The organism is Candidatus Omnitrophota bacterium, assembly GCA_014728045.1.
Lineage (GTDB): Bacteria > Omnitrophota > Gorgyraeia > Tantalellales > Tantalellaceae > WJMH01.
In genome coordinates this window covers 1-7114 of the sequence record WJMH01000026.1, presented here as the reverse complement: position 1 = coordinate 7114, position 7114 = coordinate 1, and the positions used below count along the sequence as shown (strand labels likewise).

6 protein-coding genes are annotated in these 7114 nt (G+C 52.3%); all 6 read right to left on the bottom strand.

Annotated elements, in window-relative coordinates; genetic code table 11:
• The coding region (locus GF409_08925; protein ID MBD3427323.1) for a tetratricopeptide repeat protein at positions 1 to 1861 on the bottom strand (1861 nt) is incomplete at its 3' end.
• A 2-nt stretch (positions 1862 to 1863) separates the two neighbouring features.
• Positions 1864 to 2871 (bottom strand): VWA domain-containing protein, encoded by a 1008-nt coding sequence (locus GF409_08920; GenBank protein MBD3427322.1) that lies wholly within the window; start codon positions 2869 to 2871, stop codon positions 1864 to 1866.
• A gap of 2 nt (positions 2872 to 2873) precedes the next feature.
• Positions 2874 to 3902, bottom strand: a complete 1029-nt coding sequence (locus GF409_08915; protein ID MBD3427321.1) for a VWA domain-containing protein — start codon at positions 3900 to 3902, stop codon at positions 2874 to 2876.
• On the bottom strand, positions 3899 to 5068 hold the full coding sequence (locus GF409_08910) for a hypothetical protein (GenBank protein MBD3427320.1): 1170 nt from the start codon (positions 5066 to 5068) through the stop codon (positions 3899 to 3901). The genes GF409_08915 and GF409_08910 overlap by 4 nt, the downstream gene beginning before the upstream one ends.
• Before the next feature lie 17 nt (positions 5069 to 5085).
• Positions 5086 to 5961 carry a DUF58 domain-containing protein gene (locus GF409_08905; GenBank protein MBD3427319.1) on the bottom strand — a complete coding sequence of 292 codons (876 nt, stop codon included), beginning with the start codon at positions 5959 to 5961 and terminating at the stop codon, positions 5086 to 5088.
• A gap of 2 nt (positions 5962 to 5963) precedes the next feature.
• The gene (locus GF409_08900) at positions 5964 to 6956 is read right to left on the bottom strand and encodes an AAA domain-containing protein (protein MBD3427318.1); all 993 of its coding nucleotides are present in this window, start codon (positions 6954 to 6956) and stop codon (positions 5964 to 5966) included.
• Positions 6957 to 7114: the final 158 nt, after the last annotated feature.

Here is a 7114-nt window from a genome sequence, read left to right as displayed (position 1 = left end):
GCTGCCTTTTTCTGCGTGAGGCCTCATCTTGCGACAGGCTCTTGTCCTGGCGGTCCTTCAGGTCCTCCTCGCGCCTCTTTTCTTCCCTCCGGCGGTCCTCTTCACGGCGCTCCTGCTCTTTTTCCCTGTCCTCCTCGCGCCGCTTCTGCCGCTTCTTCTGGTCTTCTTCGCGTCTTTTGTCCTCTTCCTTCCGGTCCTCCTGCCTCCTCCGGTCTTCCCTTTTTCGGTCCTCTTCGCGGCGTTTCTGTTCACGCCTGGCTTTTTCTTCAATATCTTTCCGCTCTTCTTCGCTTTTGGCTCTTTCTTTTTTCCTCTCTGTATCTTCCCGTTGGCGCTGATCCTGCCTTTCTCTATCCTCCCGGCGTCTCCGGTCTTCTTTCTGGCGGTCCTCCTCGCGCCTGTTCCGGTCTTTCTGCCGGTCTTCTTCCCTGCGCTGCTGGCGTCTCCTTTGGTCTTCCTCCCGTCTTTTCTCTTCGGTCTTACGGTCCTCTTCGCGCCTTTGCTGGTCTCTTTCTTCCTGGCGCCTCTTTCGTGATTCCTCATCCTGCGGCAGACTCTTGTCCTGACGGTCTTTTCTGTCCTCCTCCTGCCGGCGTTTCTGCTTCTCCCGATCCTCTTCCTGCCGTTTCTTGCGGGTTTCTTCATCCCGCCTGCGGCGATCCTGTTCCCTCCGGCGGTCTTCCTCGCGCCGCTGTTGCTGCCTTTTTCTATCCTCCTGGCGCCTCTGGTCGTCTTTTTGACGATCCTCTTCCCGGCGCTGCTGGCGCCTCTTCTGCTCTTGCTGTTCCTTCTGGCGCTCTTTATCGGTTTTGGCTTTTTTCTGACGCCTTTTTGAATCTTCTTCGCGCCTTCTGTCTTCCCTGCGACGGTCTTCTTCGCGCCTCTGGTCTTCGGTTCTCTGATCCTCCCGGCGGCGCCTATCCTGCCTCTTACGGTCTTCTTCTCGGCGCTCCTGCTCTTTTCCCCTGTCCTCCTGGCGCCGCTTCTCTTCCCGCTGGCGGTCTTCTTCGCGCCTCTTGCTGTCCCGCTCCTCTTGCCTTCTCTTGCGCGATTCCTCATCCTGAGGCTGGCTCTTATCCTCGCGATCTTTTTTGTCCTCCTCGCGGCGCTTATCCTCACGCCGGCGGTCCTCTTCCTGCCTCTTCTGCTGCCTCTTACGGTCTTCTTCGCGGCGCTTTTCTTTTATATCCTGATCTTCCTGCTTCCTTTCCTGGTCGCGCTGGCTGTCCTCTTTATCGCGATCTTCCTGCTTTTTCTGGTCTTCTTGCCTGCGCTGCCGTCTCCTTCTCTGCTTCCGGTCCTCTTCCCTCTGCCTGGCATTCTTCCTCGATGCTTTTGAAGAGGACTCCTTCATGCGCTTTTTCTTCTCTTTTAAGGCTATTATCCGTTTAGCCGCCACTTCATGGTTGTATTTAGGCCTTCTGTCGCCTTCGTCCACGTCGATCGCTCTTTTATAATAGGACTGGGCCTTTTTACAGAGGGCCACCGCCTCTTCCATGTTAATATCTTCCATGGACTCGCTTTTTCTGTAGTAAGAGTTCCCTATGCCCATGAGAGCGTCTTTTTCAAGGGAGATATCCTCCGTACTGAGAGCTCGCGTAAAGGATTTGATGGCCGTGTCGTAGTCTTCCTGCTCGTAATACACCGTTGCCGCGTTAAAGTTTACCAGGGGAGAATCGGGTCTCTTTTTCAGAAGTTCCTTGTATACTTCCAGCGCTTCTTCGTATTTTTTCTCGCGAAAAAGACCGTTGGCGAACTTCATCAGCTTCTTATCGGCATCATCAGCGCGCACGGGACCTGTTATCAATGAGACTGATATCAGTACAGCTAAAAGTTTCCTGAAAAATATCCTCGTTTTCATTGTTATGCTTCCCGTTTCCGCGCTTTAAGGACCAGTTCCCCGAAAAAGAGCAGCAATACCACTGCCAGCGGGTACTGGTACCTTTCCTTGTATACTTTTACTTTTTTCTCCTCGGTTTTCTTCTTTTCCAGTTTTGACAGGCGTTTTTCGTAAATCTCTCTCAGACCGAAGTCCGCCTGCGAGGCCCTCACGTATATACCCCCGGTCTTCTCCGCTATCATCTGGAGCGTGCTTTCCATAAGGCGCGACTTGACGCGGTTACCCTTGGCGTCCTTGACGTAGACCTTCTGGCCTTTTTCATCAAGGTAAGGTATAAAATCGCCTTTCGGAGTACCTATACCTATGCAGGATATGGTTATGCCCTCCTTTCGCGCGCGCTCCACGGCTTTTTCAGTGCCTGCCTCCGTTGTCTCCCCGTCGGTGATGATTATCATGACCCTGTGCCTCGTAGCCGCTCCCTTGTAGCTTCTTATAGCCTCCTCTATCGCGCTGGAGATGGAAGTTCCCCCCGTGGGGATGGTCTCCGTGCTCAGGTCGTTCAGCGTCAGCAGGAACCCGTTGTAATCCGCTGTAAGCGGGCACTGGAGGAACGCCTGCCCGGAGAAGGCTATTAACCCCACCCTGTCGCCCTTGAGCCTTCTCACGAAATCCTTGAGCTCCGTTTTCGCGAAACTCAGCCTGTTGGGCTGTATGTCCACCGCAAGCATGCTTCGAGAGGTATCAACGGCTATTACCACGTCAAGCCCCTTGCGTTCATCCTCCTTCCAGTAAAACCCCCACTGCGGCCTCGATAAAGCTATTATCATAAAAAGAACCGCAGTAATATTAAAAACCACCCACATCTTCCTGAGTTTCGCGTCATAAAATGGCGCTATACCCGAGAGGAGCTCCTTCTGGGCGAATTTCTCTATTGTTCTCGTCTCCCTTTTCATGGCCCAAGCGTAGAAGAGCGCCAGTACCGGTACAAGCCATATCAAATATGTGAATAACTGAAAATCACCGAACTTCATCTTTACGGTATCCTTCTTAAGAACGTGTTACGCAGTATCATCTCCAGAAGCAGTAAGCCGAGCGCCGGGAAGATAAAGTACTGGAATACATCCACGTACTCCTCGAAACTTTTCTGCTCGATACCGGTCTTCTCGAGCCTGTCAATCTCCCGGTAACTCTCCCGGAGAGTGTTCATGTCACTCGCCCTGAAATACGCACCGTCCGTTAGAGTGGCTATTTTTTTTAATTCTTCTTCGTCGACCTGTATCACAGGTTCCCTGTAAACCCTCCTGCCCGAACCGTCATCGGCTTCCTGGAGCCCTCCGCCGGCCCTTACCACGCCGATGGGATAAATCTTGACCCCAAGGGCCCTGGCAGCTTTTGCCGCGACAAGGGGCGATATCCTCCCGAAGTTATTGATCCCGTCGGTAAGGAGCACTATCACCTTGCTCCGCGCCTCCACATCCTTGAGCGAGTTCAGGCTGGAGAGTATCCCCGAGCCTATCGCGGTGCCGTCCTTGATGATCCCTATCTTCACCCTTTCCAGGCTCTTAAGAAGCCACTCGTGGTCGAACGTGGGAGGGCATACCACGAAAGCGTCCGCCGCGAAAGCGATAACCCCTATTATGTCGTTCTCGCGCGAGTTTATGAAATCCCTCGCGACCTCTTTTACCGCATCTATCCGGGTGACGTTCCGTGACTTGCCCAGCATATCCTTTTCGACCATGTCTTCCAGCCCTAGCTTGATGTCATCGGCCGTCATCGTGCTGGAGGTATCGATAGCGAGCATGATGGCGATACCTTCTTTCTTGATCTCGGCTTCCCGCGCGAGCTGGGGCCTTGCCAGGGCCAGTATCACCAGGATCACGCCCAGTATCCTCAGGTACGGGACTTTCCTGATAAGCCACAGCTTGAAATTCCCCCTGAAACCCTTTATAAGCTCGTCCGTCGGGAAAATGAACCCCCTCTCCCTGCGCTTTTGCCTGGTTATGAAAAGCGCGAAGAAATACGCCAATAGAAGCGATAATACAAAAGGGTTCTTGAATATCACTTTTCCTCTTCCTCCTCTTCGCGTTCCCTTGTCTTTTCGACGAAAGCTTTAACTTTCCCGAGAAGATCTTCCAGATATTTTTTATCCGCTTCCCCGGGGGAATACTTTATCCTGTCACATAAAGAGATGGCATCTTTAACGAAATCCTTGTCTTTTTTACCGAGCGCCTCCACTTGCTCAAGATCATTAATGAACTCCTGGCTCGTCATCTCCACCGGCCTCATCTTAAAGCGTATCCTCACATAACCCATCAGGGTCCTCGAAAGCCCGAGGCAGAACTCTTTATACTCCTGTTTCTCAAGTAGTTTTTCAGAGCGCAGCTTCCCGAGCGCATCAAGCGCCATAACGTGCAGAGGCACGGGACCGGGGCCCGGTTTGTACCTTATGGTGTTTATTACGATAAGCCCTATGAATAGAAGCAGGATACCGCCTGCAGTATATAACCCGGCCCTTAAAGCTATATCCTTCCAGGTATAGATCTTCCTGGGCCCTTCAAGATCGTGTATATAGAACCGTATGGGAGCAGCCACGGAGGGACCTTCTCCCATACCCGAAGCTCCGGGAGACGATGGCATGCCGGTACCCTTCATCCCGCCTTTGATCCTTCCGCCGATATTGATACGCCTGCCGGGCTCAATGTCGTCCAACCGGACGAGCCTCCTGACCCTCAGGGTAACCTCCCTGGTATTGGCGGTCTTCCAGATCCTGCCTTTGCCCCGGTATAATACCGGTAAGGGCGGTATCTTGTATTCACCGGGCTCATACTTGGTTATCCGGTAAACGGTCTTTCTTACCCTTCTCCTGGAAAAGGCGCTTTTAACGGTCTCTTTACCGCGGATCTGGAAATCTTCCAGCTCTTTCTCGAGGTCGGGAAGTTCTATCTCGGTATCCTTGTCCCGGATAATCCTCAGGGTGAACTCGGCCGTATCCCCGATAAGTATCCTTCCCGGATGCACCGAGGCGGTCACCTTAAGGGGGACCGGCCTGAAGAACGCGTAATAGACAACGCCTGCCACCAAGAGAATGAACATCAGTGAATAGACGGCAATACGCCTGGGACCGCCGATCCTTTCCACGATGCGCCCTACCCTGGACCAAACCGTGGGAGCATGTTCCATGCGGTATTTTTCGACATCAAAAACCTTTTTCGGGGGTAATTTGACCATCTTACCTCGCACCTGCCTTATTTCTTTGTCCGTCTCGTGCTGAAAAACCTTATAAGGGCCTTTTCGTAAGGCTCCGCGGTACTCACAAGCACCCTGTCCATTCCTACCGAATAGAAGATTTTCTTGCGTTCCTCTGCCTTTTTAAGGGCCCCTCTTGTGTATTCCTCTCTCACACTGCTGTCGGAAGTATCCACCAGATAACTCTTCCCGGTCTCGGAGTCTTCCAGCTCCACCACTCCCACGTTCGGCATCTCCATGTCCCTGGGGTCAGAGATGTGGACAGCCACGACATCGTGCTTTTTGCTCGCTATTGAGAGCGGTTTTTTCAGGTTCTCCGCGTAAAAATCCGATATTATGAAGGTGACCGTGCTCTTATTCGTTACCCTGTCCAGGAACTCAAGACACCCCGGGATATCCGTACCCCGCCCTTCCGGCTTAAAATACAGCGCCTCGCGGATAAGCTTGAAAACGTGCTTCGTGCCCTTCCTGGGGGGCATGTAAAACTCTATCCTGTCGGTAAAGACTATTAGCCCCACTTTATCGTTGTTCTTCGTTGCCGCGGCAGCCAGGACCGCGCATACCTCCGCGGCCAGGTCCCTCTTGAGCTTGTTGACGCTGCCGAAACAGCTTGACCGGGAAAGGTCCAGAAGGAACATTATCGTAAGCTCCCTCTCCTCTATCATCTTCTTGATATAGGGCTTTCCCATCCGGGCGGTCACGTTCCAGTCTATGGACCGAATAGGGTCACCGGGCACGTATTCACGCACCTCCTCGAACTCGAGGCCCCGGCCCTTGAAGACGCTTTTATACTCTCCGGCAAAAAGGTCCGTGGCTTTCTTTGCCGTGGATATCTGTATCAGTTTTATTTTTTTCAGTATCTCTATCGGTATCATGATTACGGTATCGGCACCTTTTCGAATATCGTCGTTATCATGTCTTCCGGCGTCATATCCTCAGCCTCGGCCTCGTAACTTAGGAGCACCCTGTGCCTGAGAATATCGAAGCCTACCGCTTTTACGTCCTGCGGGGTAACGTAACCCCTTCCCTTCATGAAAGCGTACGCCTTTGCCGCTTTTATCAGCGCTATCGTGGCGCGGGGGGAAGCGCCTAGCTGTATAAGGTTCTCAAGTTTCTCAAGGCCGTGCTTTTTCGGGTAACGCGTCGCGAAAACAATATCGATTATGTATTGCCTTATCTTGTCGTCAACGTATATCTCATCAACAGTCTTCCTGGCGTTGAGGATATCATCACAGGTCACCACCGAATCCACCTCTATGGGTTTTATGTCGCTCTCCATCCTGTTGAGGACAACAAGTTCCTCGTCAGGTTCGGGATAGGTTATGGTGAGTTTCAGCATAAAGCGGTCGACCTGGGCTTCCGGCAGGGGATAAGTGCCTTCCTGGTCGATGGGGTTCTGCGTCGCCATCACCAGAAAAGGCGGAGCGAGCTTGTAGCTTTCGACCCCGATCGTGACCTGCCTTTCCTGCATGGCCTCCAATAGAGCCGCCTGGACCTTGCCGGGGGAACGGTTGACCTCGTCGGCAAGTATGATATTGGCGAATATGGGTCCCTTTTTAACCTCGAACTTGCCCTCTTTCGCGTTATAGATAAGCGTTCCCAGGATATCCGCCGGAAGGAGGTCCGGGGTGAACTGTATCCTCTGGAAAGCCGCGCTCACGCATTTAGCGAGAGTCGTGATGGACATGGTCTTGGCCAGTCCCGGCACGCTCTCGACCAACAAATGCCCGTTGGCAAGAAGAGCGACTATAAGCCTCTCCATGAAGTACTGCTGGCCTACTATGACCTTTCTCATCATCGCAAGAAGGTCTTCGATAAAAGCGCTCTCTTTTTTGACCTTTTCGTTGATCTTATCCTTGTCCGCAGCCATTTCATTCCCCCCTTTTCTTTATTATTTATAATGACTTATGTGGAATATATTACTAATATTATTATCTCTCATATAGAAGGGAAAGTCAAACGGATGAAAGGCCATACAAAAAAAGTCCGGGACCATAAGCAATTAGTCCCGGGCCGGTGATCAGAATT

What these genes read in the sequence shown, in the direction of transcription:
- GF409_08920 (MBD3427322.1), bottom strand. Translation starts at nt 2,871, where the DNA reads ATGAAGTTCGGTGATTTTCAGTTATTCACATATTTGATATGGCTTGTA.
- GF409_08910 (MBD3427320.1), bottom strand. Translation starts at nt 5,068, where the DNA reads ATGGTCAAATTACCCCCGAAAAAGGTTTTTGATGTCGAAAAATACCGC.
- GF409_08905 (MBD3427319.1), bottom strand. Translation starts at nt 5,961, where the DNA reads ATGATACCGATAGAGATACTGAAAAAAATAAAACTGATACAGATATCC.
- GF409_08900 (MBD3427318.1), bottom strand. Translation starts at nt 6,956, where the DNA reads ATGGCTGCGGACAAGGATAAGATCAACGAAAAGGTCAAAAAAGAGAGC.